This window comes from Roseovarius roseus (assembly GCF_043355935.2).
In the GTDB taxonomy this organism is placed as follows: domain Bacteria; phylum Pseudomonadota; class Alphaproteobacteria; order Rhodobacterales; family Rhodobacteraceae; genus Roseovarius; species Roseovarius roseus.
Window position 1 is genome coordinate 279,059 of the sequence record NZ_JBHFPE020000004.1, and the last position, 24,452, is coordinate 303,510.

26 protein-coding genes and 1 tRNA gene are annotated in these 24,452 nt (G+C 65.1%); 21 read left to right on the forward strand and 6 right to left on the reverse strand.

The window, feature by feature from the left end:
* Nucleotides 1-78 precede the first annotated feature (78 nt).
* The 3 genes from ACEWPL_RS09640 to ACEWPL_RS09650 are packed head-to-tail and all read left to right on the forward strand — an operon-like array spanning nt 79 to nt 2,665.
* A complete protein-coding gene (locus ACEWPL_RS09640) occupies nt 79-1,104 on the forward strand; it encodes a zinc ABC transporter substrate-binding protein (protein ID WP_393931764.1) in 1,026 nt (341 codons plus the stop codon).
* Nucleotides 1,092-1,805 (forward strand): DUF1007 family protein, encoded by a 714-nt coding sequence (locus tag ACEWPL_RS09645; RefSeq protein WP_393931766.1) that lies wholly within the window; start codon nt 1,092-1,094, stop codon nt 1,803-1,805. The genes ACEWPL_RS09640 and ACEWPL_RS09645 overlap by 13 nt, the downstream gene beginning before the upstream one ends.
* The gene (locus tag ACEWPL_RS09650; protein ID WP_393931768.1) at nt 1,787-2,665 is read left to right on the forward strand and encodes a nickel/cobalt transporter; all 879 of its coding nucleotides are present in this window, start codon (nt 1,787-1,789) and stop codon (nt 2,663-2,665) included. The genes ACEWPL_RS09645 and ACEWPL_RS09650 overlap by 19 nt, the downstream gene beginning before the upstream one ends.
* Before the next feature lie 19 nt (nt 2,666-2,684).
* On the opposite strand, the gene ACEWPL_RS09655 is transcribed toward ACEWPL_RS09650, so the two are convergent.
* Nucleotides 2,685-2,761, reverse strand: a tRNA-Ile gene (locus ACEWPL_RS09655).
* 104 nt (nt 2,762-2,865) lie between these two features.
* On the opposite strand from ACEWPL_RS09655, the gene purM reads away from it, so the two are divergent.
* The 3 genes from purM to rnd all read left to right on the forward strand — a co-directional run bounded on the left by purM (nt 2,866) and on the right by rnd (nt 5,750).
* Complete coding sequence (gene purM / locus ACEWPL_RS09660) at nt 2,866-3,912, forward strand: phosphoribosylformylglycinamidine cyclo-ligase (protein WP_393931770.1); 1,047 nt, start codon at nt 2,866-2,868, stop codon at nt 3,910-3,912.
* Entirely contained in the window at nt 3,909-4,502 is a 594-nt protein-coding gene (gene purN, locus ACEWPL_RS09665; RefSeq protein ID WP_393931772.1) for a phosphoribosylglycinamide formyltransferase, read from the forward strand. The genes purM and purN overlap by 4 nt, the downstream gene beginning before the upstream one ends.
* Before the next feature lie 90 nt (nt 4,503-4,592).
* Complete coding sequence (rnd, locus tag ACEWPL_RS09670) at nt 4,593-5,750, forward strand: ribonuclease D (protein ID WP_393931920.1); 1,158 nt, start codon at nt 4,593-4,595, stop codon at nt 5,748-5,750.
* 24 nt (nt 5,751-5,774) lie between these two features.
* Here rnd and ACEWPL_RS09675 read toward each other — a convergent pair whose 3' ends face one another.
* Nucleotides 5,775-6,296 (reverse strand): hypothetical protein, encoded by a 522-nt coding sequence (locus tag ACEWPL_RS09675; protein ID WP_393931774.1) that lies wholly within the window; start codon nt 6,294-6,296, stop codon nt 5,775-5,777.
* Nucleotides 6,297-6,465: 169 nt separating this feature from the next.
* Here ACEWPL_RS09675 and ACEWPL_RS09680 point away from each other — a divergent pair, with 169 nt between their 5' ends.
* Nucleotides 6,466-6,885: a SufE family protein gene (locus ACEWPL_RS09680; protein WP_393931776.1), complete on the forward strand. Its 420-nt coding sequence runs from the start codon at nt 6,466-6,468 to the stop codon at nt 6,883-6,885.
* A gap of 87 nt (nt 6,886-6,972) precedes the next feature.
* Here ACEWPL_RS09680 and purL read toward each other — a convergent pair whose 3' ends face one another.
* The gene (gene purL / locus ACEWPL_RS09685; RefSeq protein ID WP_393931777.1) at nt 6,973-9,138 is read right to left on the reverse strand and encodes a phosphoribosylformylglycinamidine synthase subunit PurL; all 2,166 of its coding nucleotides are present in this window, start codon (nt 9,136-9,138) and stop codon (nt 6,973-6,975) included.
* Between the two features lie 164 nt (nt 9,139-9,302).
* Here purL and ACEWPL_RS09690 point away from each other — a divergent pair, with 164 nt between their 5' ends.
* Both ACEWPL_RS09690 and ACEWPL_RS09695 read left to right on the forward strand, forming a co-directional pair.
* Nucleotides 9,303-10,346: a pyridoxal-phosphate dependent enzyme gene (locus ACEWPL_RS09690; RefSeq protein ID WP_393931779.1), complete on the forward strand. Its 1,044-nt coding sequence runs from the start codon at nt 9,303-9,305 to the stop codon at nt 10,344-10,346.
* On the forward strand, nt 10,343-11,473 hold the full coding sequence (locus ACEWPL_RS09695) for a M24 family metallopeptidase (RefSeq protein ID WP_393931781.1): 1,131 nt from the start codon (nt 10,343-10,345) through the stop codon (nt 11,471-11,473). The genes ACEWPL_RS09690 and ACEWPL_RS09695 overlap by 4 nt, the downstream gene beginning before the upstream one ends.
* A 15-nt stretch (nt 11,474-11,488) precedes the next feature.
* Here the strand turns inward: ACEWPL_RS09695 and mazG are convergent, their stop codons facing one another.
* Nucleotides 11,489-12,316: a nucleoside triphosphate pyrophosphohydrolase gene (gene mazG / locus ACEWPL_RS09700; protein WP_393931783.1), complete on the reverse strand. Its 828-nt coding sequence runs from the start codon at nt 12,314-12,316 to the stop codon at nt 11,489-11,491.
* A gap of 80 nt (nt 12,317-12,396) precedes the next feature.
* Here mazG and speB point away from each other — a divergent pair, with 80 nt between their 5' ends.
* Together speB and ACEWPL_RS09710 are read left to right on the forward strand one after the other, a co-directional pair.
* On the forward strand, nt 12,397-13,368 hold the full coding sequence (gene speB, locus ACEWPL_RS09705) for an agmatinase (protein WP_393931786.1): 972 nt from the start codon (nt 12,397-12,399) through the stop codon (nt 13,366-13,368).
* Between the two features lie 63 nt (nt 13,369-13,431).
* On the forward strand, nt 13,432-13,815 hold the full coding sequence (locus ACEWPL_RS09710) for a DUF1499 domain-containing protein (protein ID WP_393931788.1): 384 nt from the start codon (nt 13,432-13,434) through the stop codon (nt 13,813-13,815).
* Here the strand turns inward: ACEWPL_RS09710 and ACEWPL_RS09715 are convergent.
* Entirely contained in the window at nt 13,753-14,043 is a 291-nt protein-coding gene (locus tag ACEWPL_RS09715; RefSeq protein ID WP_393931790.1) for a hypothetical protein, read from the reverse strand. The genes ACEWPL_RS09710 and ACEWPL_RS09715 overlap by 63 nt on opposite strands.
* 63 nt (nt 14,044-14,106) lie before the next feature.
* Between ACEWPL_RS09715 and prfA the strand changes: the two genes are divergently transcribed.
* The 3 genes from prfA (at nt 14,107) to ACEWPL_RS09730 (ending at nt 16,939) form a co-directional block, all read left to right on the forward strand.
* Nucleotides 14,107-15,156 carry a peptide chain release factor 1 gene (gene prfA / locus ACEWPL_RS09720; RefSeq protein WP_393931792.1) on the forward strand — a complete coding sequence of 350 codons (1,050 nt, stop codon included), beginning with the start codon at nt 14,107-14,109 and terminating at the stop codon, nt 15,154-15,156.
* Nucleotides 15,153-15,995, forward strand: a complete 843-nt coding sequence (gene prmC, locus ACEWPL_RS09725) for a peptide chain release factor N(5)-glutamine methyltransferase (RefSeq protein WP_393931794.1) — start codon at nt 15,153-15,155, stop codon at nt 15,993-15,995. The genes prfA and prmC overlap by 4 nt, the downstream gene beginning before the upstream one ends.
* 254 nt (nt 15,996-16,249) lie before the next feature.
* Nucleotides 16,250-16,939, forward strand: coding sequence for a DUF4167 domain-containing protein (locus ACEWPL_RS09730; RefSeq protein WP_393931796.1), 690 nt, complete (start codon nt 16,250-16,252; stop codon nt 16,937-16,939).
* A gap of 300 nt (nt 16,940-17,239) precedes the next feature.
* Here the strand turns inward: ACEWPL_RS09730 and ACEWPL_RS09735 are convergent, their stop codons facing one another.
* Nucleotides 17,240-18,145: a LysR family transcriptional regulator gene (locus ACEWPL_RS09735; protein ID WP_393931798.1), complete on the reverse strand. Its 906-nt coding sequence runs from the start codon at nt 18,143-18,145 to the stop codon at nt 17,240-17,242.
* A gap of 184 nt (nt 18,146-18,329) precedes the next feature.
* On the opposite strand from ACEWPL_RS09735, the gene ACEWPL_RS09740 reads away from it, so the two are divergent.
* From ACEWPL_RS09740 to ACEWPL_RS09770, 7 genes are all read left to right on the forward strand, one after another.
* Nucleotides 18,330-19,142, forward strand: coding sequence for a glutamate racemase (locus ACEWPL_RS09740; RefSeq protein ID WP_393931800.1), 813 nt, complete (start codon nt 18,330-18,332; stop codon nt 19,140-19,142).
* Nucleotides 19,143-19,220: 78 nt separating this feature from the next.
* Nucleotides 19,221-20,246 carry an N-acetyl-gamma-glutamyl-phosphate reductase gene (gene argC / locus ACEWPL_RS09745; RefSeq protein WP_393931802.1) on the forward strand — a complete coding sequence of 342 codons (1,026 nt, stop codon included), beginning with the start codon at nt 19,221-19,223 and terminating at the stop codon, nt 20,244-20,246.
* A 29-nt stretch (nt 20,247-20,275) separates the two neighbouring features.
* The gene (gene ccmE, locus ACEWPL_RS09750; protein WP_393931922.1) at nt 20,276-20,722 is read left to right on the forward strand and encodes a cytochrome c maturation protein CcmE; all 447 of its coding nucleotides are present in this window, start codon (nt 20,276-20,278) and stop codon (nt 20,720-20,722) included.
* Between the two features lie 79 nt (nt 20,723-20,801).
* Nucleotides 20,802-21,413, forward strand: a complete 612-nt coding sequence (locus ACEWPL_RS09755) for a holin-associated N-acetylmuramidase (RefSeq protein ID WP_393931804.1) — start codon at nt 20,802-20,804, stop codon at nt 21,411-21,413.
* The gene (locus tag ACEWPL_RS09760) at nt 21,404-21,952 is read left to right on the forward strand and encodes a holin family protein (RefSeq protein WP_393931806.1); all 549 of its coding nucleotides are present in this window, start codon (nt 21,404-21,406) and stop codon (nt 21,950-21,952) included. Before ACEWPL_RS09755 ends, ACEWPL_RS09760 begins: the two co-directional genes overlap by 10 nt.
* A gap of 76 nt (nt 21,953-22,028) precedes the next feature.
* Nucleotides 22,029-24,002, forward strand: coding sequence for a heme lyase CcmF/NrfE family subunit (locus tag ACEWPL_RS09765; RefSeq protein ID WP_393931808.1), 1,974 nt, complete (start codon nt 22,029-22,031; stop codon nt 24,000-24,002).
* Nucleotides 23,999-24,448 carry a cytochrome c-type biogenesis protein gene (locus ACEWPL_RS09770; protein WP_393931811.1) on the forward strand — a complete coding sequence of 150 codons (450 nt, stop codon included), beginning with the start codon at nt 23,999-24,001 and terminating at the stop codon, nt 24,446-24,448. Before ACEWPL_RS09765 ends, ACEWPL_RS09770 begins: the two co-directional genes overlap by 4 nt.
* Nucleotides 24,449-24,452 lie beyond the last annotated feature (4 nt).

Here is a 24,452-nt window from a genome sequence, read left to right on the forward strand (position 1 = left end):
TGGGCACAAAGAAGGTTGATATGTTATACTATATCATGTACCTCACTGCGAAGTGTTACATAATCACATGAGGTCAGGATGTCCACGCAAAGATACAAATCCCTTCTTCTGGGCACAGCGGCGCTATCGGTTTCGGCCAGCATCGCGGCAGCCGAGGTGCCAAACGTGGTGACGGATATCGCGCCTGTCGCATCGCTGGCCGCCCGTGTCATGGACGGGCTGGGCACGCCCCAGCAGATCGTGCAGCCCGGCGCGTCGCCCCATGGATACGCCATGCGCCCCTCTGAGGCGGAGGCGCTGTCGGGCGCGGATGCCATCTTCTGGATCGGGCCGGAGCTGACGCCATGGCTGGACCGCACGATCCACACCGTTGCGCCGAACGCGGACGTCACCGAGCTGCTTCACGCGCCTGAGACCTTCGTTCTGGCCTTCCGCAGCGGCGCAAGCTTTGCCGAAGAAGGCGAAGCACATGACGGGCATGAGGACCATAGCGAGCATGTGGATGAGGCCGATGAGAACGGCCACGACCATGAGCATGAGGCCGATGACACCCATGAAAGCGATGAAGGCCATGCCGGGCACGATCATTCGGGGGATGACCCGCATGCTTGGCTGGACCCAGAGAACGGCAAGGCATGGCTGGGCGTGATCGCAGGCAAGCTGTCGCAGCTGGACCCGGAAAATGCCGAGGTCTATGCCGCCAATGCCGCCGAGGGGCGCGCAGAGATCGATGCGGCTGCCGCTGAGGTCGAAACGCTGCTAGCGCCGGTGGCGGATGCGCGCATCGTCGTCTTTCATGATGCTTACCACTACTTCGAGCATCGGTTCGACCTGCACGCCGTCGGCGCCATCGCCGCAAGCGATGCCTCCGATCCCGGCCCCGCACGGATCGAGGAAGTGCGCGGTGTCATCGAGGACATGAACGTCACCTGCGTTTTGTCCGAGCCGGCGTTCAATCCGGCCTTCGTGGACACGGTGACCGAAGGCGTCAGTCTGCGCAAAGGCGTGATTGACCCGCTGGGCGCCGATCTGGAGCCGGGCCCGCAGTTTTATCCAGAGCTGATCCGCGACGTGGCCCGACGGCTGGCGGCATGCGCAGGTTAGGCGCGATCCGAACAGGGGGCGGGTGGACCGCCCCCCGCACGATCGGCGCGCTGGCGCTGATCGCGGCGCTTGCCATGCCTTCGGGGCGCGGCGAGGCGCATCCGCATGTCTTCATCGACGGGGCCTTGTCGCTGATCTTTGACGATCAGGGGCGGCTGGCGGCGCTGCGTATTGGCTGGTCCTATGATGAGTTCTATTCGCTCGTGATGATCGAGGATAAGGGCCTCGATGCCGATGGCGACGGCACGCCAGAGCCCGCTCAGTTGGAGGCGTTTGCTGGCAACGACGTGGATTGGGCCGCAGGGTTTCCGGGGGATGTGACGCTGATGCGCGATGGCGCGGCGGTCACATTGAAGGGCCCCGTGCGGCACCGAGCCTATTTTGAAAACGGCCGGATCGTCACGACACATGTGCGCCCGCTGAGCGCGCCGCTCGACTTGGGCGAGGGCAATGTGATGGCGCAGCTTTACGATCCCAGCTTTTTCGTGGCCTATGACGTGCCTGCGCTGCCCACGATCGAAGGGGCCGAGGGCTGCGCCGTGACGCGGCAGGACGCCGACACGGACAAGGCCTATGAGGAATACGGCGACAAGCTTGCCTCGGTGGATATCGGCGAGGATCCCTATGTCGAGGTCGATCTGGGTGATATCGGCGTTCTTTTTGCAGACAGGTTCATCGTGACATGCGCCGCACCCTCCTGATCCTCGTGCTGATCGGCGCGGCACTTGGCGCGGCTTTGTGGACGGGCATGGATGCCTCCGTCGCGCGGTGGTCCTCTTCGTGGCAGCGCGAGTTCCAGAACGGGCTGGCGGGGGCCTTGCGCGCCCTGCGTAGCGGTGATGCGGGCGCTTTCGCGTGGCTGATGGGGCTGTCATTTGCCTATGGCTTTGTCCATGCGGCGGGGCCCGGCCATGGCAAGCTGCTGATTGGCGGTTATGGCATGGCGGCCCGCGTGCCTGCGGTGCGCCTGTCGCTGATCGCCATGGCGTCATCCTTGGGGCAGGCGGGCACGGCCATCGCGCTGGTCTATGGCGGGATGCTGCTGCTGGGCTACACCCGCGCGCAATTGACCGGTCTTGCCGAAGGGGCGATGGCCACCGTCTCGGCCGCCGCGATCGGGCTGATCGGTCTTTGGCTGATCCTGCGTGGCATGCGCAAGCTGCTGCTGCGGCGCCGCCCCGTGCACACCCACGGCGCCGAGTGCGGCTGCGGCCACAGCCACGCGCCGACGGCGGAGGAGGTGGCGCAGGCCCATGGGCTGCGCGGCACGCTTGCGCTGATCGGTGCGGTGGCGATCCGCCCCTGCACCGGGGCGCTGCTGCTATTGGTGCTGACATGGCAGATGGGCATCCCCGCCGCGGGAATCGCCGGAACGCTGGCCATGGCGCTGGGCACCGGGGCCGTGACCGTCGCCGTGGCCCTCATGGCAACTTTCGCGCGCGAAGGCGCGCTCGGCTCGGGCGCAAAGGGTAGCGTCATCCAGGGCGCCATGCCGATTATGGAAATCGCCGCTGGCGCCTTCATCGCGCTGATATCGCTGCAAATGCTGGCGTGGCTCTGAGGCTTGGGGCAGGCGGCGGTGGTAGGCCCGGCAGGACTTGAACCCGCAACCAAAGCGTTATGAGCGCTCTGCTCTAACCAGTTGAGCTACAGGCCCGCCTGCCGCGTTTCCTACGCAGCGGGCGCGCCCGCGTCAAGGCTTTGAGATTGCGCCTGTCGCCGCGATAAGCTAGGCCCTCCGTCAAATCTGAGGAGAGCCTTATGTCCGATCCCAAGACTGGTGTGAGCTATGCCGATGCCGGCGTCGATATCGATGCGGGCAATGCCCTTGTCGAGCGGATCAAACCCGCCGCCAAACGCACCGGGCGGCCCGGCGTGATGTCGGGGTTGGGCGGCTTTGGCGCGCTCTTCGATCTCAAGGCGGCGGGCTATCACGACCCTGTTCTGGTGGCGGCGACGGACGGCGTCGGAACCAAGCTGCGCATCGCCATCGACACCGGCCATGTGGACGGCGTGGGCATCGATCTGGTCGCAATGTGCGTCAACGATCTGGTCTGCCAGGGGGCCGAGCCGCTCTTCTTCCTCGACTATTTCGCCACCGGCAAGTTGGAGATGGATCAGGCGGCGCGTATCATTGAGGGCATTGCCGAAGGGTGCGCGCGCTCGGGCGCCGCGCTGATCGGCGGTGAGACGGCCGAGATGCCGGGCATGTATCCGGCGGGCGATTTCGACCTAGCCGGTTTTGCCGTCGGCGCGATGGAGCGGGGCGCGGCCCTGCCCGAGGGCGTGGCCGAGGGCGATGTCCTTTTGGGGCTTGCCAGCGACGGCGTTCATTCCAATGGCTATAGCCTCGTGCGCAAGCTGGTCGAAATGTCGGGCCTTGGCTGGGACGCGGATTGCCCTTGGACCGAGGGCACGCTGGGCGCCGCATTGCTGACGCCGACGCGCCTTTACGTGAAACCCGCGCTGGCGGCGATCCGTGCTGGCGGCGTGCACGCGCTGGCCCATATTACCGGCGGCGGCCTGACCGAGAATCTGCCGCGCGTTCTGCCCGAGGATCTGGGCGCCGATATCGATCTGGGCGCATGGGAATTGCCGGGCGTTTTCAGCTGGCTGCGCGAGACCGGCGGCATGGATGAGGCCGAGCTGCTCAAGACCTTCAACTGCGGGATTGGCATGATCGTCGCCGTGGACGCCAGGCAGGCGGATGCGCTGGAGGAGTTGCTGGCCGAGCAGGGCGAGACGGTGGACCGCCTAGGCCGTGTCACCAAAGGCGCGGGCATCCGCTATAGCGGCGAGCTCAAGTGACGAAACGCGTCGCCATTCTTCTGTCCGGCGGCGGCTCGAACATGGTGGCGCTGGTAGACAGCATGACGGGCGATCATCCTGCGCGCCCCGCGCTGGTCCTGTCGAACCGCGCCGATGCGGGCGGGCTGCAAAAGGCCGCCGCGCGCGGTATCGCGACCGAGGTGGTCGATCACCGCCCCCATGGCGAGGATCGCGCGAGCTTCGAGGATGCGCTGCATAGCGCGATCATGGCGCATGAGCCGGATATCATCTGCCTCGCGGGGTTTATGCGCGTTTTGACCGAAGGCTTTGTCAGCCGCTGGCAGGGCCGAATGATCAATATTCACCCGTCGCTTCTGCCCAAATATCGGGGCCTTCATACCCATCAGCGCGCGCTTGACGCGGGCGAGTCCGAGGCGGGCTGCACCGTGCACGAGGTGACGGCGGCGCTGGATGATGGCCCTATCCTGGGGCAGGCCCGCGTGCCCGTCGCACCGGGCGACACCGCTGAGACCCTCGCCGCCCGCGTGCTGGAAGCCGAGCATCGTCTCTATCCGGCAGTCCTGCGCCGCTTTGCTGCCGGGGACCGCACGCCGATCCATCTGCCCTAGGCGCCGCGTTCGGCGCCGACCCCGTTTCAATCCGCGCCGATCCGGCCTATAGCGGCGCAACAAACCAAAGCGAAAGAAGCCGTTCCCTTGATCCAGACCCTCACCACGACCGAAGAGCTGGCCGAATTCTGCGCCCGCGCCGCCGAGTATCCCTACGTCACCGTCGACACCGAATTCCTGCGAGAGCGGACGTATTACTCCAAGCTCTGTCTCGTGCAGCTGGCGTTTCCGGGCGAGGATGACGAGAACGCGGTGCTGGTCGACCCGCTGGCCGAGGGTCTGTCGCTGGAGCCACTCTACGCGCTCTTCCGCGATGAGAGCACGGTCAAGGTGTTCCATGCCGCGCGCCAGGATCTGGAGATTTTCTACGTCGATGCGGGCCTCATCCCGTCGCCCCTCTTTGACACACAGGTGGCCGCGATGGTCTGCGGGTTTGGCGAGCAGGCGGGATACGAGACGCTGGTAAAACGCATCGCCAAGGCGCAGGTCGACAAATCCTCGCGCTTTACCGATTGGTCGCGCCGCCCGCTGAGCGATGCACAAAAGAAATACGCACTGGCCGACGTCACGCATCTGCGCAAGATCTACGAGTTTTTGGCCGCCGAGCTGGAGAAATCGAGCCGCGACAAATGGGTGGCCGAGGAGATGGCCGTGCTGAACGCGCCCGAGACGTATGTGACCCGCCCGGAGGACGCATGGCAGCGGATCAAGACGCGCAACAATGGCGGCAAATACCTGGCCATTGTGCGCGAGCTGGCGCGGTTTCGCGAGGAGTACGCGCAGGCGCGCGACGTGCCGCGCAGCCGGATCTTCAAGGACGACGCGCTGGTTGAACTGGCGGCGACCAAGCCCGCGAATATCCAGGATCTGGGCCGCTCTCGCCTCTTGCTGCGCGAGGCCCGCAAGGGCGAGATTGCCGATGGTATCCTCAAGGCGGTGGCCGATGGGCTGGCGACACCCGCCAGCGCACAGCCGCAGCCCGATCTCAGCCGCGAGCGGCTGCAGGTGAACCCCGCCATTGCGGATCTTCTGCGCGTCCTGCTCAAGGGTGTGGCCGACCGCGAGGGCGTGGCGTCCAAGCTTATTGCGACGGCGGCCGATCTTGACGCCATTGCTGCCGGTCAGCGCGATGTGCCCGCGCTCAGCGGCTGGCGGCGCGATGTGTTTGGCGCGGAGGCGCTGCGCCTTTGCGCGGGTCAGATCGCCTTGCGCGTCAAGGGCAGCACGATCGAGACCGTCAAGCTGTAAATCTAACTGAAAGCGAGCTGCAAATCAGCGGCGCGAGACGGCGCTGTTGGTCTGCCCCAAGACACGGATTTCACTCGACTCCAGCAATGTCTGGGTCGAGATGAAGTGGCCTGCGCTGACCCGCCTGGTCTGCTCGGGGCCTTGCGGTGTGTCGTTGCGCTGAACCGCGCGCAGCGTGTAGGTCAGAACGCCGTTCACCGGCTCGCCCTTGTTCTCGGGCATGAGGCGCACATCATACGCCCCCTGGCGCAGCGACAGGCCCGTCGCCTTGACAATCGCGCCGCCGGACGAACGCTCGATCACGACATTCTCGACCGCGTAAATCGCAGTGCCTTCATAGGTTTCCGCGTCGGACTTGCGCTGAAAGATGCTGTTGCGCCGCTCTTCGGGGATCAGCGGGTTTGCCGCTGCCTCTGCTGCGGTCGGCGCGGGCGCCGTGCGGCTGCTGCCGAACCAGTTGGCCGGGTTCGCGCGCGAGTCGCGAAACCCCGAACAGCCCGCAAGGGTCAGGCTGGAAATCGTCACGAGGGTCACCAGTCTGCGCATCGGCAAAGGTCCTTGTCAAAGGGTCTGAAACTCGGCGGACCCTAGCAGGACGCAGCGCCCAAGCGCAAGCGCGCACGCCCGTTTCCAGCGCCTTGGATGCGCATGGCCGGGCTGGACCTTTGCCCCGCGCGCGCCTAACTCTGGGCCAACGAGCAAGAAGGAGCGGAGCATGGCCCAGCCGGCATTCGAAGAGATCGTCGAGGATTTCGAGTTTCTGGAGGATTGGGAGGATCGCTATCGCCACGTGATCGAAGCCGGGAAGGCGATGGAGCCTCTGGACGATGCGCTGAAAGTGTCCGCCACCCGCGTCGAGGGCTGCGCGAGCCAGGTCTGGCTGCATCCGCAGATCGAGGGCAGCACCTTCCGCTTTGATGGCGACAGTGACGCGCTGATCGTGCGCGGTCTCATCGCGGTGCTGCGGGCGCTTTACAATGACCTTCCCGTCTCAGAGGTGCCGCGCGTCGATGCGGGCGGCGAGCTGGCGCGGCTGGGCCTGACCGATCACCTCTCGGCACAGCGCTCGAACGGGCTGAGGGCGATGATCGAGCGGATCAGGGCCGTGTCGTCTGAAGCGTCGAGCGCGGGGTGAGGACGGCATATGAGTATTTGAAACCAAGATGAAGCAGGGGCGCGCCTTGGCTTCATCTTGGCAAAAATACTCAATCGCGGCCCGATATCAGGCGAACCGCTCGGTAAACGAGGCGCGGAAAATATGTGACAGCTCGTCCAGCGGAGCCTTTGAGCTGCCCATGCGCACCGCGTCTCCGGTGAATTTGCCGACACTGGTCACGGTCACGCCTGCCTTGGCGGCCTCCGTCATCAGCGCCTCGGCTTGGTCGAAATTGCAGGCGACGAGGTAGCGGGCCTGATCCTCGCCGAAGAGTGTGGCGGTATCGTCACTATCCAAATGCACGCCCACGCCCGCCGCCTCGGCCATTTCGAAGGCGGCAAGGGCAAGGCCGCCATCCGACAGGTCGGTGCAGGCGGTGATCAGGCTGTGATTGTCGCGGATGAAGTCGCCATTCCGGCGCTCGGCGTCGAGGTCGACATGGGGCGCATCGCCCTCGGCGCGGTTGAAGACTTCGGCCAACAGGGCCGACTGGCCCAGATGCCCGTGCGTGTCGCCGACCAGCAGCGCGACATGGCCCTCGCGTGCCTGGCCAATGATGGCATGGTCGGGATGGGCGATGAGGCCCACGGCGCCGATGGTCGGCGTCGGCAGGATCGCCGCGCCGTCAGTCTCGTTATAAAGCGACACGTTGCCCGACACGATAGGCATGTCGAGCGCGGCAACGGCCGCGCCGATCCCTTTGATCGCGCCAACAAGCTGGCCCATGATCTGCGGCTTTTCAGGATTGCCGAAATTCAGGTTGTCGGTGCTGGCCAGCGGCTTGGCGCCAAGCGCGGTCAGATTGCGATAGGCCTCGGCCACCGCCTGCTTGCCGCCCATCTCGGGGTTGGCCTGCACGTAGCGGGGCGTGACATCAGAGGTGAACGCCAGCAGCTTGTCGGTGCCATGCACGCGGATCAGACCACCGCCCAAGCCGGGGCCGCGCACGGTATCGGCCATGACCATCGTGTCATATTGCTCGTAGACCCAGTCGCGGCTGCAATAGTTGGGCGAGCCGATCAGGGCGCGCAGCCCGTCGATGGGGTCGATCTGCGGAACCGATGCCGCGTCCAGCGCCTCGGCAGGGACGGGCGCATCCCACGGGCGGTCATATTCGGGCGCGGTGCCCGACAGGGCCGCCAGCGGCAGGTCTGCCTTGACCTCGTTATTGTGCATGATGAGAAAGCGGTCCTCGGCGATCGTCTCGCCCACGATTGCGAAATCCAGGTCCCACTTCTCGAAGACGGCGCGCGCCTCTGCCTCCAACGACGGCTCGAGCACCATCAGCATGCGTTCCTGGCTCTCGGACAGCATCATCTCGTAGGCGGTCATGTTCGTCTCGCGCTGCGGCACGGCTTCGAGGTTGAGCCGCACGCCAAGGCCGCCCTTGTCGCCCATTTCCACGGCCGAGCAGGTGAGGCCCGCGGCGCCCATATCCTGGATCGAGATCACCGCGCCGGTTGCCATGAGTTCCAGCGTGGCCTCCATCAAGCGCTTTTCGGTGAAGGGGTCACCCACCTGCACGGTGGGGCGCTTTTCCTCGATCGTGTCGTCGAACTCGGCCGAGGCCATGGTCGCGCCGCCAACGCCGTCGCGGCCCGTCTTGGCGCCCAGGTAGACCACCGGACGGCCAACGCCAGAGGCTGCAGAGTAGAAGATCTTGTCGGTCTCGGCGAGGCCAGCGGCAAAGGCATTGACGAGGCAGTTGCCATTATAGGCCGGATCGAAGCGCAGCTCGCCGCCCACGGTGGGCACGCCGAAGGCGTTGCCATAGCCGCCGATCCCCTCGACCACGCCATGGACCAGTTGGCGCGTCTTGGGGTGGTCCGGACTGCCGAAGCTGAGCGAGTTCATCGCTGCGATGGGACGCGCGCCCATGGTGAAGACGTCGCGCAGGATGCCGCCCACGCCTGTCGCCGCACCCTGGTAGGGCTCGATGTACGAGGGGTGGTTGTGGCTTTCCATCTTGAAGACCACGCACTGCCCGTCGCCGATATCGACGATGCCGGCGTTCTCTCCCGGACCGCAGATCACCTGGGGGCCCTCGGTGGGCAGGGTGCGCAGCCATTTCTTGGAGGATTTATAGCTGCAATGCTCGTTCCACATGGCCGAGAAGATGCCGAGCTCGGTGAATGTCGGCTCGCGCCCGATGATCTCTAGGATACGCTCGTATTCGTCCGGCTTGAGCCCGTGAGCGGCGATCAGATCAGGGGTGATGTCCGGCTCGGTCATGGGATGATGTTCCTTCGGGCTGTCGGTTCTAAGGCGTTTGGCGCCTCTTTATTCGATTGAGCGCGAGGGGGGAAGGGGGGCTTGGCCATTGGACGTGGTGGGCCGGGCGGGGCCTTGACTGCCGCGCGCTGCCTGCGTCCTATGCAGGCAAAGGGAGGCGCATCATGCAGATCAAGAACAATCCGTGGCGCGGCAAGGGCCTGCCCGAGAACGCACTGGCCGATATCCCGTGGCCCAGCACCGATGCCGAGGCGCCGCGTACCCTTCTGGCGCGCTGTCCTGCGGCGGGCGCGACGCCCTTGGTGACAGCCGAGGGCTTCGGCCCCTCGGTCTGGGTCAAGGACGAGCGCGGGCGCATGAACCTCGGCAGCTTCAAGGCCCTCGGCGCGGCATATGTCATTGCGCATGAGGCGCAGGAGGCGGCGGGCCAGATGGAGGACCGAGACATGATGCGCATCCTGGATGGACGCACCTATGTCACCGCCAGTGCGGGCAATCACGGCATGTCCGTCGCTGCCGGAGCGGCAATTTTCGGCGCGCGCGCGGTCATCTATCTGGCGGCGCCGGTGCCGGAGAGTTTTGCGGACCGCCTGCGCGCGCGCGGCGCCGAGGTGGTGCGCGCCGGGGACAATTACGAGGCCAGCATGGCGGCCGCGCAAAAGGCGGCGGACGAGAATGGCTGGACGCTGCTCTCGGACAGCTCGTGGCCGGGATATACCGATCTGCCGCATCGCCTGATGGAAGGGTATCTGGCCATGGCCGCAGAAGCATCCGAGCAGATGCCGCAAGCGCCGACGCATATCCTGCTGCAGGCCGGTGTCGGCGGTCTGGCTGGGGCCTGCGCCGCGCATTTCCGTACCGTCTGGGGTGATGCTCCCCGCATCATCGTGGTCGAGCCGGAAGCGGCGCCGGCCCTTTTCGATAGCATCGAGGCGGGAAAGTTCGTGCCGAGCGACGGGCCGGTCTCGAATATGGGCCGCCTTGATTGCAAGGAGGCGTCACTGATCGCGCTGAAAGGACTGGCGCGCGATGCGGATGCCTTTGCGCTGATCTCGGATGACGAGGCGGCGGCGGTGTTGCCCGAACTGGCGGCGCTGGGGCTCGATACCTCCGAATCGGGCGGCGCGGGGCTGGCGGCGCTGTCGCATCTGGGCCTGCCCGAGGATGCCCGCGTGCTCTGCATCCTTAGCGAAGGGCCCGCCGAGTGACGCGCGGTTTCGCCCGCGCCGAGTTCGCGGCCCGGCTGGCGTCCGCGCAGGCGCGCATGGATGCGGCCGGGCTGGGCGCGCTCTTGCTGACGACCGAGCCGGAAATTCGCTATTTCACTGGCTTTCTGACCCGGTTTTGGGAGAGCCCCAGTCGCCCCTGGTTCCTCGTCCTGCCAGTATCGGGCGCGCCCATCGCCGTCATTCCCAGCATCGGCGCCGCGCTGATGGCGCAGACATGGGTGGCCGATATCCGGGTCTGGCCCGCGCCGGACCCCGAGGATGACGGGATCAGCCTTCTGGCGGCCACCTTGCGCGAGGTGGGCGGGCCGGTGGGCATGCCCTCGGGGCCCGAGAGTTATCTGCGCATGCCGATGGCCAGCTTTGCGGCGGTCAAGGCGGCGGCGGGGCTGGAGTTTGCCCATGACCACGGCATCGTCGCGAGCCTGCGCGCGGTAAAATCCGAGGCCGAGATCGCCAAGATCGCTCGCGCCTGCGCAATCGGCAATCGCGCCTTTGACCGGGTTTCGGAGATTGCCCGCGAGGGGCGCGCGCTCAGCGCTGTTTTCCGGGATTTCCAGCGCCTTTTGCTGGAGGAGGGGGCTGACCTTGTGGCCTATATTGCGGGTGGCGCGGGGCCAGATGGCTATGGCGACGTGATTTCGCCCGCCTCAGACGCGCCGCTGGTGCGGGGTGACGTGCTGATGCTGGATACGGGCGCCGTCTGGGATGGATATTTTTGCGATTTCGACCGGAATTACGCAGTAAGCGCGGCCTCCGGCAATGCGGCGCTGGCTCATGCGCAGCTGGCCGAGGCCGTGCAGGCGGGACTGGAGGTCGCGCGCCCCGGCGCGCGCGCCTGCGATGTCTACGCCGCGATGGCCGCGATCACTGGCGCGGGCGAGGGATCGGGGCGGCTGGGCCACGGCCTTGGCATGCAACTGACCGAGGGGCTATCGCTGATCCCGCAGGACCGGACCGAGCTGGTGCCGGGTATGGTCATCACGCTGGAGCCCGGTGTCACGACGGGGCCGGGCACGATCATGGTGGCCGAGGAGGATATCGTCATCCGAGAGGGCGGCGCCGAGCGGCTGACCCGATTTGCTTCGGCAGAGCTGCCGGTGGTTTGAGGCGAAGAAGCTTCCTCAATTGTCGTCGCGCCGTTCCTCGGCCTTGGCCCGGTTCCAAAGGGCGTCCATTTCGGCCAGATCGCTCTGATCGGGCGTCTTTCCTGCCTCGGCCAGCAGCGCCTCGATCCTGGTAAAGCGTCTTGTGAACTTGGCATTGGCGCGTCTGAGCGCCGCCTCTGGGTCGATCTTCATGTGGCGCGCCAGATTGGCCATGACGAACATCAGATCTCCGAACTCTTCCTCCGCATGGCCCTTATCACCGCTGGCATGGGCCTCGGCCAGCTCGGCCACTTCCTCGGTGATCTTGTCCAGCACGCCATTCATATTCGGCCAGTCAAAGCCGACGCGCGCCGCGCGTTTCTGCAGCTTGACCGCGCGAAGCAAGGCGGGCAGGCCCAAGGCAACGCCGCTGAGAGTTCCGGTTTCGGCCCGCGACGCGCGTTCGGCGGCTTTGATCACCTCCCAGTCGCGGGTCTGCTGCTCGGCGCTCTTGTCGCGGCTCTCATTCCCGAAGACATGCGGATGCCGCGCGACCATCTTGTCCGCGATGCCGTTCGCGATGTCATCGAAGCGAAAAAGGCCGCGGTCCTCGGCGATCTGCGCATGAAAGACGACCTGCAAGAGCAGATCGCCCAACTCACCCGTAAGATCGGACCAATCGGCGCGCTCGATCGCGTCGGCGACCTCATAGGCCTCCTCGATCGTGTATGGGGCAATGCTGGCGAAATCCTGTTCGATATCCCAAGGGCAGCCGGTTTCGGGATCGCGCAGCGCGCGCATGATCGCCAGAAGGCGCGGCAGGCCGCCCTTGGGGTCGTGGATGAGGGCATCGGTCACTGTCATCTCCTTCCGCTGGCGGGCTTGCATCTGGAGGGGTTTGTCTTACAGGGTGCTGCATCGGCGCAAGAGCGAAAGGGGCCATCATGGGACTGGAAGACGCAAGCAGCACGGTTGATGAGGCATTCACCCGGCAGGACAATCGCGGTCTCAGCTTCGAGAATACCTTCGGCGGTGCCACGTCATTCTTGCGGCGGCGCTATACCAAGGATCTGACCGGCGTCGACATCGCCGTGACGGGCGTGCCCTTTGATCAGGCGGTGACCAACCGCACCGGGACGCGCCTTGGCCCGCGCGCGATCCGCGAGGCAAGCACGCTGCAGACCGCCGATGCGCCCTATGGCTGGGGGTATGATCCGATGGAGGCATTGAACATCGTCGATTACGGCGATCTGGCGTTCGATTACGCGATGGTGCCCGAGTTTCCGGGGCTTCTGACCCAGCATATCAAGGGCATCCTCGATGCGGGTGCGGCCAGTGTCGTGCTGGGAGGGGATCATTACATCAGTTTTCCCATCCTGAAGGCCTATGCCGAGAAGTTCGGCCCGATGGCCTTGCTGCATTTCGACGCGCATACGGATACGTGGGCCGACGATAATTTCGACCGGATCGACCACGGCACCATGTTCTACAAGGCGATCAAGCTGGGCCTGATCGATCCGGCCAAGTCGGTGCAGGTGGGCATCCGCACCACGGTGCCCGATACGATGGGCATGAACATCATTGACGCGCGCGACGTGCATGAGGGCGGCACCAAAGCGGCGGTGGAGAAGATCAAGGGCATCCTCGGCGATGCGCCGGTCTATCTGAGCTTCGACATTGACGCGCTGGACCCTGCCTTTGCCCCCGGCACCGGCACGCCGGTCTGGGGCGGGCTGACCAGCGCGCAGGCGGCGATCATGCTGCGCGATCTGGCGGGGATCGACCTCAAGGGCGGGGATATCGTCGAGGTCTCGCCGCCGTTCGACACGACCGGCGCGACGGCCATTGCGGGGGCGCATGTGGCGACGAATATCATTTGCCTGCTGGGGTGGAACGATCACGGCGGCGGCGCATGAGGCGGATCAGGGAATGAGTATTTTCCTCCAAGATGAAGGCGCGGGCGCATGAGGTGGGTAGCCTTGGCAGTTCTGCTTGTGATTCTGGCGCTGTTGACTTGGATCAGGCTGGCGCCGGATGATGTGGCCCGCTGGCATGTGTTGCCCGAGGCGGTCGAGGACAAGGATCTGGAAGGCGGCGTGATGCTCCGCGTCACCGGTGATCTGGCGGCGCTGGACAAGATCATCCGTGCCGAGCCGCGCACACATGTCCTGGCCGGGTCGGTCGCCGAAGGGATGGTGACATATGTCACCCGCTCGCGCGTCTTCGGCTTTCCCGACTACACGACCGTCCAGCAGCAGGGTGAGCAGATCGCCCTCTACGCGCGGTTGCGCTATGGCAAGTCAGATATGGGCGTCAACAAGGCCCGCGTGGAGCGTTGGCTGACTGCTCTGCGGCAGGGATGAACTGAGGCAGCCATCGCTGATCTTGCGCCACATGGGTACGTTCAGCGACATCTGGCACTGCGCCATGAAGGTCTTGCCGTCGACATGGAGGCAGGTCATTTCACCCAATTCGACACGCGCGCCGGATTTGTCGGTGCAGTAGCAATCGATTGTCTTGCCGCCCATCGTGCCATCGGCCAGCGCCGGGGCGGCGGCCAGGAAAAGGGCGAGGGTGAGTGCGTTGCGCATGGCGGGAAGTATATCACGCCTCCGCGTCTTGACCAAAACATTTGAATGAAGGACATGGGGGCCATGGTTCCATTCGACAGGTTAGAGCAGATCGTGCAGCGCTTCGAGTTTCTCGAGGCCAAGATGTCTGCGGGCGGCGGCGATATTGCCGCGCTGGGCCGCGAATATGCCGAGCTGCGGCCCGTGGTCGAGGAAATCCGCCACTACAAGACGCTTCTTGCCGATATCGAGGGCGCCCGCGCCATGCTGGGTGATCCCGAGATGCGCGAGCTGGCCGAGGATGAGCTGGAAGAGCTGGAGGAGCGCCTGCCGGATGTGGAGGCGGCGCTGCAGCTGAGCCTCTTGCCCAAGGATGAGGCCGATGCGCGCCCTGCGATGATCGAGATCCGGCCCGGCACCGGCGGCGAGGAAGCTGCGCTGTTCGCAGGTGACCTTCTGCGCATGTATCAGCGCTATGCGGAAAGCAGGGGCTGGAGCCTCGAGATCATCGAGATGAGCCAGACCGAGCTGGGCGGGATCAAGGAAGTCGTAGCCCATGTGAAGGGCAACCACGTCTTTGCCCGGCTCAAGTTCGAAAGCGGCGTTCACCGGGTCCAGCGCGTGCCGGAAACCGAGAGTGGCGGGCGCATCCATACCAGCGCGGCAACTGTGGCGGTGCTGCCCGAGGCTGAGGATGTGGATATCCGGATCGATCCCAATGATTTGCGGATCGACACGATGCGCAGTTCGGGTGCGGGCGGGCAGCATGTGAACACCACCGATTCGGCGGTGCGGATCACGCATATTCCCAGTGGCATTGTCGTCACCAGCAGCGAGAAATCCCAGCACCGCAACCGCGAGATCGCGATGCAGGTGCTTAAGACGCGGCTCTATGATGCCGAGCGGAGCCGTGTTGATTCGGCGCGCAGCGCCGACCGCGCCGCGCAGGTCGGCAGCGGCGATCGCAGCGAGCGCATCCGCACCTACAACTTTCCGCAGGGCCGGATGACGGATCACCGGATCAACCTGACGCTCTACAAGCTCGACCAAGTCATGCAAGGCGATCTGGACGAGGTGATCGACGCGCTGACCGCCGATGCGCAGGCGCAGATACTGGCCGAGATGGGGGCGTGAGCCCTGTGCGCAGTATCGCGCAGGCGGTGCGCGAGCTGGCAGCCGTGTTTGAACAGGCCGGCATCGACAGCGCGGCGCGAGATGCGCGAGTGCTAATGGCGGGGGCGCTGGGCATTGGGACGGGACGGCTGTCCCTGCATGAGGGCGACGCGTTGGCGCCTGATACGGAAGCGCGGTTGCGCGACTACGCCGCCCAGCGGCTGGAGCGGCGGCCCATATCGCATATCCTGGGGCGGCGCGCATTTTACGAGCATGAGTTCGAAGTCACGCCCGACGTGCTGGACCCGCGCCCCGAAACCGAGGCTTTGGTGAGCGCGGCACTGTCCGGCCCGTTCGATAGCGTTCTGGATCTGGGCACGGGGTCGGGGGCCATCTTGCTGTCGCTGCTTGCTGCGCGACCTGAGGCGCGTGGGGTCGGCACAGATATCAGCCAAGCCGCGCTCGGCGTGGCGGGGCGCAATGCGGCACGGCTGGACGTGGCAGACCGCGCGAAGCTGATCCGGTCGGACTGGTTCGGGGCGGTCACGGGCCGGTTCGATCTGATCGTGTCAAATCCGCCTTACATCGCCGCCACAGAAATGGCGGACCTCGCGCCGGAATTGGCATATGAGCCGCGCGTGGCGCTGACAGATGAGGCCGACGGACTGACGGCCTATCGCGCGATCTGTGCCGGGGCAGGCGCGCATCTGGCCGCAAACGGCCGCGTTATGGTTGAAATCGGCTGGAAGCAGGGCGCCCGCGTGGCAGAGCTGATGCAGGAGGCGGGCCTTGCCGATGTGCGTATTCTGCCTGATCTGGACGGGCGCGACCGTGTCGTTTGTGGCCGCGCCGAACCCTAGCACTGACGTTGGGATCGGGCAAAGACCGCGCAGGAGGTCGAAAAAGCGCTTCAAAACCGGCGAAATTGCATAGTTTTCCCTTGTGTGGGGGGCTGTTGCGTGGTTAGTGGAGGGGTCGACGCGGTGGATACCCAAATCTCGGGTGGTCCCGCGCGACGCCAAGCCAACATAGCCGAACCCGGTTTTATGCATGTGCGCATCGGGCGCCTCTCGGGTTTACCACGGTTCTAGAAACAAGGCTGGACAGCAGACCTATGAGATCATCGAAGTCACGTTCGCGCAACAAGTCGAACAGAAACCGCCCCAATTCGGTCGGCAACGTCGTCAACCGCGTGTTCGACAGTTCCGGCCCGGAGGGCAAGGTGCGCGGCACGCCGCAGCAGATCATTGAGAAATACAACCAGTTGGCGCGCGATGCCCAGTTGGCGAATGACCGGGTTGCGACCGAGAATTTCCAACAGCATGCCGAGCATTACCTGCGCCTTCTTGGGGCCGCGCAGAAGGAGCTGGACGCCAAGCGCGATCAGGATGCCAAGCGCGAACAGCAGGAGCGCGAAAACCGCGAGCGCCAGGCCGAGCGCGACCGCGAGCGGAATCAGCGCGACGAGAACCGCAATGATGCCGGGGATGCGCCGCAGCCCGATGCCCACGACACGCAGCAGGGCGAGGACGAGGGTGGGAGCACCCTGGTCGAGACGCCCGAAAGTAAGGCGCCTCCCAAACGCGCGCCGCGAAAGCCGCGTCAGAAGCCATCCGGCCCCGACGAGGGCGCTGCACATGGCGGCGAGCGCGCGCAGGATCACGGCGAGCGCAGCGATGGAGGGCCCGACGATGCGGACGCCCCCAAGTCCAAGCCGCGCCGTCCGCGCAAGCCGAAATCCGAGCAGGGCGACGGACAGAGCGGTGACGCATCACCCCCGTCATCCGAGACGGCGGCGGAATAATCGAGCCATAGCGATGATATTTGCAGGACCGGGCGTTGCAGACTTGCGGCGGCCGGTCTTGTCGTTTTCGGGGGGCGATCCCGTCAGCCGGCCACAGGACGATCCGCGTAGCGCGTGGGCTGCGCAAAAAAAAGGCCGAGCACTAAGCTCGGCCATAGTCCAACAGGGAGGTATGACGGAGACGCCGTAGCGGCGTTCCCGTCAAAAGAGCAGTTAGTGCCTGTTTGGGGGCCAATCAAGAAAAATTCCAAGATCTTGTGTCATGGCCGCTATGCAGAAAATGCATAGCAGGTGAAAACGTCAGCTAATCTTCTGATCTTTCACGGTTTTGCGGTAGGCAAAGATCTCTTGCTGGACGAAGTCGCGAAAGGCGGCAATCCGCTGAGAATGGCGCAGTTCCTCGGGGTACGCGAGGAAAACCGGCACTTCGACTGATTCTACCTCAGGTAGTACGCGAACGAGGCCCGGAAAATCATAGGTGAGGTAATCGGGCAGCACGCCGATTCCCAGATGGTTGAGCACCGCCTGAAGCACGCCGAAGTAATTGTTCACCGTCAGCATCGAGGCGATGTCGTTGGCAACCAGCTCCTTGACGAGGTAGGTCGCGGCGCTGACCTGCGCTGAATTGATGTTCTGGCAGATCAGCCGGTGATCGCACAGATCCTCGACGCTGGTCGGCGCGGCAGTCTTGGCCAGGTATTCTGGCGAGGCGTAGAGCCCCATATGCACGCCCATCAGGCGCTTGCGGATCAGGTCGGCCTGGCTGGGCTCTTTCATGCGGATGGCGACATCGGCCTCGCGCATCGGCAGGTCGAGGACGCGCTCCTCCAACATGAGGTCGATCTTGAGATCGGGGTATTTCTCGTAGAGCTTGGCCAGGCGCGGGGCCAGCCACAGGGTGCCGAAGCCGATCGTTGTGGTCACGCGCAACTCGCCAAACACCTCGTCCTCGCTGTCGCGGATGCGGGCGGTGGCGGCATCGAGGCGTTTGACCATGGCGCGGGTCGCGTCGAACAGCAGCTCGCCCTGCTCGGTCAGAATCAGGCCGCGCGCGTGGCGGTGAAACAGCGTCGCGTTCAGCGCCTCTTCCAGCGACCGGACCTGGCGCGAGACCGCCGATTGCGACAGGTGCAGCTGATCGCCCGCATGGGTCAGGCTGCCGGCATCGGCCACGGCGTGAAAAATTCTCAGCTTGTCCCAATCCATCGCGCCCTGTCCCATCGGCTGTTAATTGCTGACAGCCTTAGCAAAGAAATCCCCCTCCTGCATAGAATCATCGCGCCGCGCGGTGGATTGAGCGCGCAACTGCGGCAGATCGGTATGGCGTGGCTGCGTGGCGGCGATTAGGGTCGCGCCCACGCGCAACATGCGTTCGGTGGAGAGATTGGCGATGGCGGTAGGGATTTTCGACAGCGGTCTGGGTGGGCTAACGGTGATGGATGCGGTGGCCGCGCGCCTGCCGGATCAGGCGTTGGTTTACCTTGGGGACAACGCCCATGCGCCTTATGGCGTACGCACCGCCGATGATATCCACGCGCTAACGCGCGCCGGGGTCGAGCGGCTCTGGGCCGAGGGCTGCGATCTTGTCGTGCTGGCCTGCAACACCGCCTCGGCGGTTGCGCTGCGCCGCATGCAGGAGGCGGGCGTGCCCGAGGGCAAGCGCGTGCTGGGCGTCTTCGTGCCCCTGATCGAGGCCCTGACCGAGCGTCAATGGGGCGACAATTCGCCGCCCCGCGAGGTGAATGCCCGCCATGTGGCACTGTTTGCAACGCCCGCGACGGTCAGCAGCCGCGCGTTCCAGCGCGAGCTGGCCTTTCGCGCCATCGGCGTCGATGTCGAGGCGCAGGCCTGCGGCGGTGTCGTGGACGCGATCGAGGAGGGTGACATGATCCTGGCCGAGGCGCTGGTGCGCAGCCATGTCGACGCCTTGCGCCGCAAGATGCCGCAGCCGCAGGCGGCGGTGCTGGGCTGCACGCATTACCCGCTGCTGCAGGACGTCTTCCAGCAGGCGCTTGGCCCCGAGGTCACGGTATTGTCGCAGCCCTCGCTGGTGGCGGATAGCTTGGCCGATTATCTGACGCGGCGCCCGGCGATGGCCGGGCAGGGCAGCGGCCTGCAGTATCTGACCACGGGCACCCCGGCCCGCGTGTCTGACCGCGCGACGCAGTTCCTGCGCCGCCCCGTCCGGTTCGAGGCCGCCTGAGGGAGCAATTGCCCGGCGCGCCGCGATGGCGTAAGCCTGCGGAAACTTGGTTGCGCGCAGTATCGAAAGGCCCGTCTCATGCACAATATCGCCATTCTGGGCGCCTCGGGCTATACCGGCGCCGAGCTGGTCCGCCTGATCGCGGTCCATCCCGAGATGCGGATCACCGCGCTCGCCGCCAATTCCAAGGCGGGGCAGAGCATGGCCGAGGTTTTCCCGCACTTGCGGCATATGGATCTGCCGGACCTCGCGACGATCGACCAAATCGACTTCTCCGGCATCGATCTGTGCTTTTGCGCGCTCCCGCACGCCACCAGCCAGGAGGTGATCGCGGGCCTGCCGAAGGATCTGAAGATCGTCGATCTCAGCGCCGACTTTCGCCTGCGCGATCCCGAGGTCTATCAAAAATGGTATGGCCACGCGCATGCCGCACTCGATTGTCAGGCCGAGGCGGTCTATGGGCTGACGGAGTTCTACCGCGACCAGATCCGCAGCGCGCGGCTGGTGGCCGGAACCGGGTGCAACGCGGCGACGGGGCAATACGCCCTGCGACCCTTGATCGCAGGCGGCCTGATTGATCTCGACGATATCATCATCGATCTCAAGACCGGCGTCAGTGGGGCGGGCCGCAGCCTGAAGGAGAATCTGCTGCATGCCGAGCTGAGCGAGGGCGCGCATGCTTACGGCGTCGGCGGCACGCACCGCCATCTGGCGGAGTTCGATCAAGAATTCTCGGCCATTGCAGGGCGTTCTGTAAAGGTGCAATTCACACCGCATTTATTGCCTGCAAACAGAGGGATAATCGCCACTGTTTATGTAAAGGGTGGGGCGCAGCAGATCCATGAGGCGCTGCGGGACGCCTACGCGCCCGAGCCGTTCCTTCAGGTGCTTCCCTTCGGAGAGGTGCCCAGCACGCGGCATATTCGCGGCAGCAATTTTTGTCATGTCGGTGTCAGCGGCGACCGTATCCCGGGGCGTGCCATCGTCATTGCGGTGCTGGACAATCTGACCAAGGGGTCGAGCGGTCAGGCCTTGCAGAATGCCAACCTGATGTTAAATTTGGACGAGACGACTGCGCTGATGGCGCCGCCCGTCTTTCCCTGAACTCTGCTTGAGGAACCAACCGCATGGCGATGAAATCGCTCAAGAAAAAGCGCAGGGTCCAGATCGTCTCCGTGGCGGCGGTCGCGCTGGTCGTGTCGACGGGTTTGATTGGCTATGCGATGCGCGACGGGATTAACTTCTTCCGCTCGCCCACGCAGGTTGTGGCCGAGCCGCCGGGTCCGGGCGAGGTCTTCCGCATCGGGGGGCTGGTCGAGACGGGCAGTCTGCGGCGCGGCGTGGGCTCGGAAGTGACGTTCAGCGTCACGGATGGTGGGGCCAGCGTGCCCGTTGCCTATGTCGGCGTACTGCCCGATCTTTTTGGCGAAGAGCAGGGCATGGTCGGCCTTGGCAGCTATGACGGCCAGACCTTCCGCGCGACCGAGATCCTGGCCAAGCATGACGAATCCTACATGCCCAAAGAGGTTGTGGACGCTCTGAAAGAGCAGGGCGTCTATCAGGAGCCGGTCGGCCAGTAAGCGCAGCATTAACCATTTGACTGGCAGTTTCTGCACGAGGTCGGGGGCGGTCCCCGGCAAGTGAAGTGCAGGGGTGCCAATGGACCAAGTGCGCGAAATCGCCCGAGAAATCGTTGCCCGCGAGGGTGGCTACGTCAATGATCCCGATGATCCCGGTGGTGCGACCAAACATGGTGTGACGGTGCATACGATGCGCCGTCTGGGATTGGATCTGAACGCGGACGGGCACATAGATGCGTCGGACGTGCGCCAGATCAGTGCCACGCAGGCCGAGCAGATTTTCGTGCAGCATTACTACGAGGGCCCCGGCATCAACCGGCTGCCGCCGGTCCTGCGCGCCAGCGTTTTCGACATGTATGTCAATGCGGGCGCGAACGCGGTGCGTATCCTTCAGCGCCTCCTGTGCCAGATGGGTCAGCAAGTGGCCGTCGATGGCGTGATCGGCCCGCGCACCGCCGAGGCCGCGCAGATCGCCGCGCAAACCGCGCCGCATCACATCGCCGACGCCTATGCCATTGCGCGGCGCAATTATTATCTGCGTATCGCGGACAAGCGCCCCACCAGCCGCAAGTTTGCCCGCACGAAGGCGGGCGGCAAGGGCGGCTGGATCCTGCGCGCCGAAGAGTTCATGTCGCCGCGCTATCATCTCAGCCCCGCGGAATTTCGCGCGCGGGTGGCGGCATGGCAATGATGGAGCGCATCCTGACGCTGCTCTTCGGCGACGGGCGCAACGTGGTGGCGCGCACCGCCGAGGTTTTCCGCGAGAATGCCGAGGCCGGGGCAAAGCGCCGCACAGAAGAGCGCGGCGCGGCGGTCAGCCAGTTCGACGCCGAGTTCGGGGCGGGGCAGCAGGGCCTCTTTGACCGGATCATGGACGGCGTCAATCGCCTGCCGCGTCCGGCACTGGCCCTTGGCACGCTGGGCCTTTTCGTTGCGGCAATGGTCGATCCCGTCTGGTTCGCCGCGCGGATGCAGGGCATCGCGCTGGTGCCCGAGCCGCTCTGGTGGCTTTTGGGGGTGATCGTTTCGTTCTATTTCGGCGCGCGCCATCAGTTCAAGGGTCAGGCCTATCGCCGCTCGATCGTGCAAAGTGCCGCCCAGGCACCCCGCATCGCCGCGAGTATCCGGGCGCTTGAGTCGGCCCATGCGGGCGGAGCCGAGGATGCGCCCGAGGAGGCCGCCGAGGCGCCCAACCCCGCCCTGCGCGCCTGGCGCGAGCAGGAGCGGTAGCCGCCCGCGACAATCTGAACCGCCCCGCATGATTTTTCTCATTGGTGGAGAAGGCGCGGGGCGGTTATAGAGGGGCATGATTACAGAACTCGGCCATTTCGCCCTTATCCTCGCCCTCGCCCTGGCCTGCGTGCAGGCCACCGTCCCGCTGATTGGCGCCCATAAACGCTGGAGCGGCTGGATGGCCGTCGGCGATACGGTGGCGGGCCTTCAGTTTCTGATGATCGCGATTTCCTTCGCGGCGCTGACACATGCCTTCGTCACTTCGGATTTCTCGCTGCGGCTGGTGACGCTGAACAGCCACTCGGCCAAGCCGATGCTTTACAAGATCACCGGTGTCTGGGGGAATCACGAGGGCTCCATGCTGCTCTGGGTGCTGATCGTGGCGCTCTTTGGCGCCTGTGCTGCGTGGTTCGGGGGCAACCTGCCGCCGGGTCTGCGGGCCCGCGTGCTGGCTGTTCAGGGCATGATCGGGATCGCGTTCCTCGCCTTCATCCTGTTCACGTCCAACCCCTTCCTGCGCCTCGCCACGCCGCCGCTGGACGGGCAGGATCTCAACCCGCTTCTGCAGGATCCGGGCCTCGCGTTCCACCCGCCCTTTCTCTATATTGGCTATGTCGGCCTTTCGATGACCTTCAGCTTTGCCGTGGCTGCCCTGATCGAGGGGCGGGTCGATGCGGCCTGGGGCCGCTGGGTGCGGCCCTACACGCTGGCGGCTTGGGTTTTCCTGACCATCGGCATCGCGATGGGCAGCTGGTGGGCCTATTACGAGCTGGGCTGGGGCGGTTTCTGGTTCTGGGATCCGGTGGAAAACGCCAGCTTCATGCCGTGGCTCATCGCTGCCGCGCTGCTGCATTCGGCCATCGTGGTGGAAAAGCGCGAGAGCCTGAAAAGCTGGACCATCCTTCTGGCCATCATCGCCTTCGGTTTTTCCATGATCGGCGCGTTCATCACGCGCTCGGGGGTGCTGACCTCTGTCCATGCCTTCGCCAATGACCCCGAGCGGGGAATGTTCCTGCTGGGAATCACGGCGCTTTTCATGATGGGCGGTCTGACCATGTTCGCGGCCCGCGCGGGCGCGATGCAGGCGCGGGGGGTCTTTGCCCTGTCCAGCCGCGAATCCATGCTGGTGGCGAATAACGTGCTACTGGGCGTGGCGGCCTTCGTCGTCTTCGTCGGAACCATCTGGCCGCTGGTGGCGGAACTGTTCTTTGATCGCAAACTGTCGGTCGGCGCGCCCTTCTTCAACATGGCCTTCACGCCCTTCATGATCCTGCTGGGTCTGCTGCTGCCTATCGGGGCGATGATGCCGTGGAAACGTGGGCAGATGCGGCGCGTGTTGCGACAGCTGGCTCCGGCGATGGTGCTGGCGTTGGCGGTGCTGGGCCTGGCATGGGCCATCCAGACCGGGCGCAGCCTGATGGGGCCAGTCGGATTGGCGCTGGCGACATGGCTGGTCGCCGGTTCGGTGATCGACCTCTGGTCGCGCACCGGAAGCCGCGGCGATATCGCCAGCCGGGCAGGGCGCCTTGCACGCCTGCCGCGCGCCGATTGGGGCAAGGCGACAGCTCATGCGGGCCTTGGTGTGACCATGGCGGGCATCGCGGGCCTTCTGGCTTGGGAGGCCGAGGATATCCGCGTGGTCAATGTCGGCGAGAGCTTTGATCTGGCCGGCTATACCATCACGCTCGAGGATGTGCGCCGCAGCGAAGGACCAAACTATCTGACCACGACTGCGGATATGCGCCTGTCGCAGGACGGCGAGACGCTCAGCATGCTGCAACCGGAAAAGCGCTTTTATCCCGTGGCCGAGATGCCCACGACCGAGGCGGCCATCGATAACGGGTTCTTTCGCGATGTCTATGTCGTGATTGGCGATCCGCAGGATGACGGCGGCTGGGCTGTCCGCACCTATTACAAGCCGCTCGCCAACTGGATCTGGGGCGGGGCGATCCTGATGGCCTTGGGCGGCGCCTTGTCGCTGAGCGATCGGCGCTACCGCGTCGCCGCGGGCGCGCGTAAAGTGCCCCAAGCGGTGCCGGCCGAATGAGACGGCTTGCCCTAATCCTCGCGCTGATTGCAAGCCCCCTCATGGCCGTGCAGCCTGACGAGGTTCTGGACGATCCGGCGCTTGAGGCGCGTGCGCGTGCGCTCTCCGAAGGGCTGCGTTGCCTGGTTTGCCGCAATGAGAATATCGATGCATCGAACGCACCCCTCGCGCGCGACTTGCGGCTGTTGGTGCGCGAGCGGCTGATGGCGGGCGACACGGATGACGAGGCGATCAATTACATCGTGGATCGTTACGGCGAATATGTCCTGCTCAACCCGCGCGCGACGGGCAGCACGCTTTTTCTGTGGCTGGCCGGACCGGCCATGTTGCTGCTAGGGGCGGGAATTGCCGTGATCTACATCCGCAAACGGGGTCAGGCAACGCCCGAGGACGGTCAGCTCAGCGATGACGAGGCCGCACGCCTGCGCGACATTCTGAACAGATGAGCCC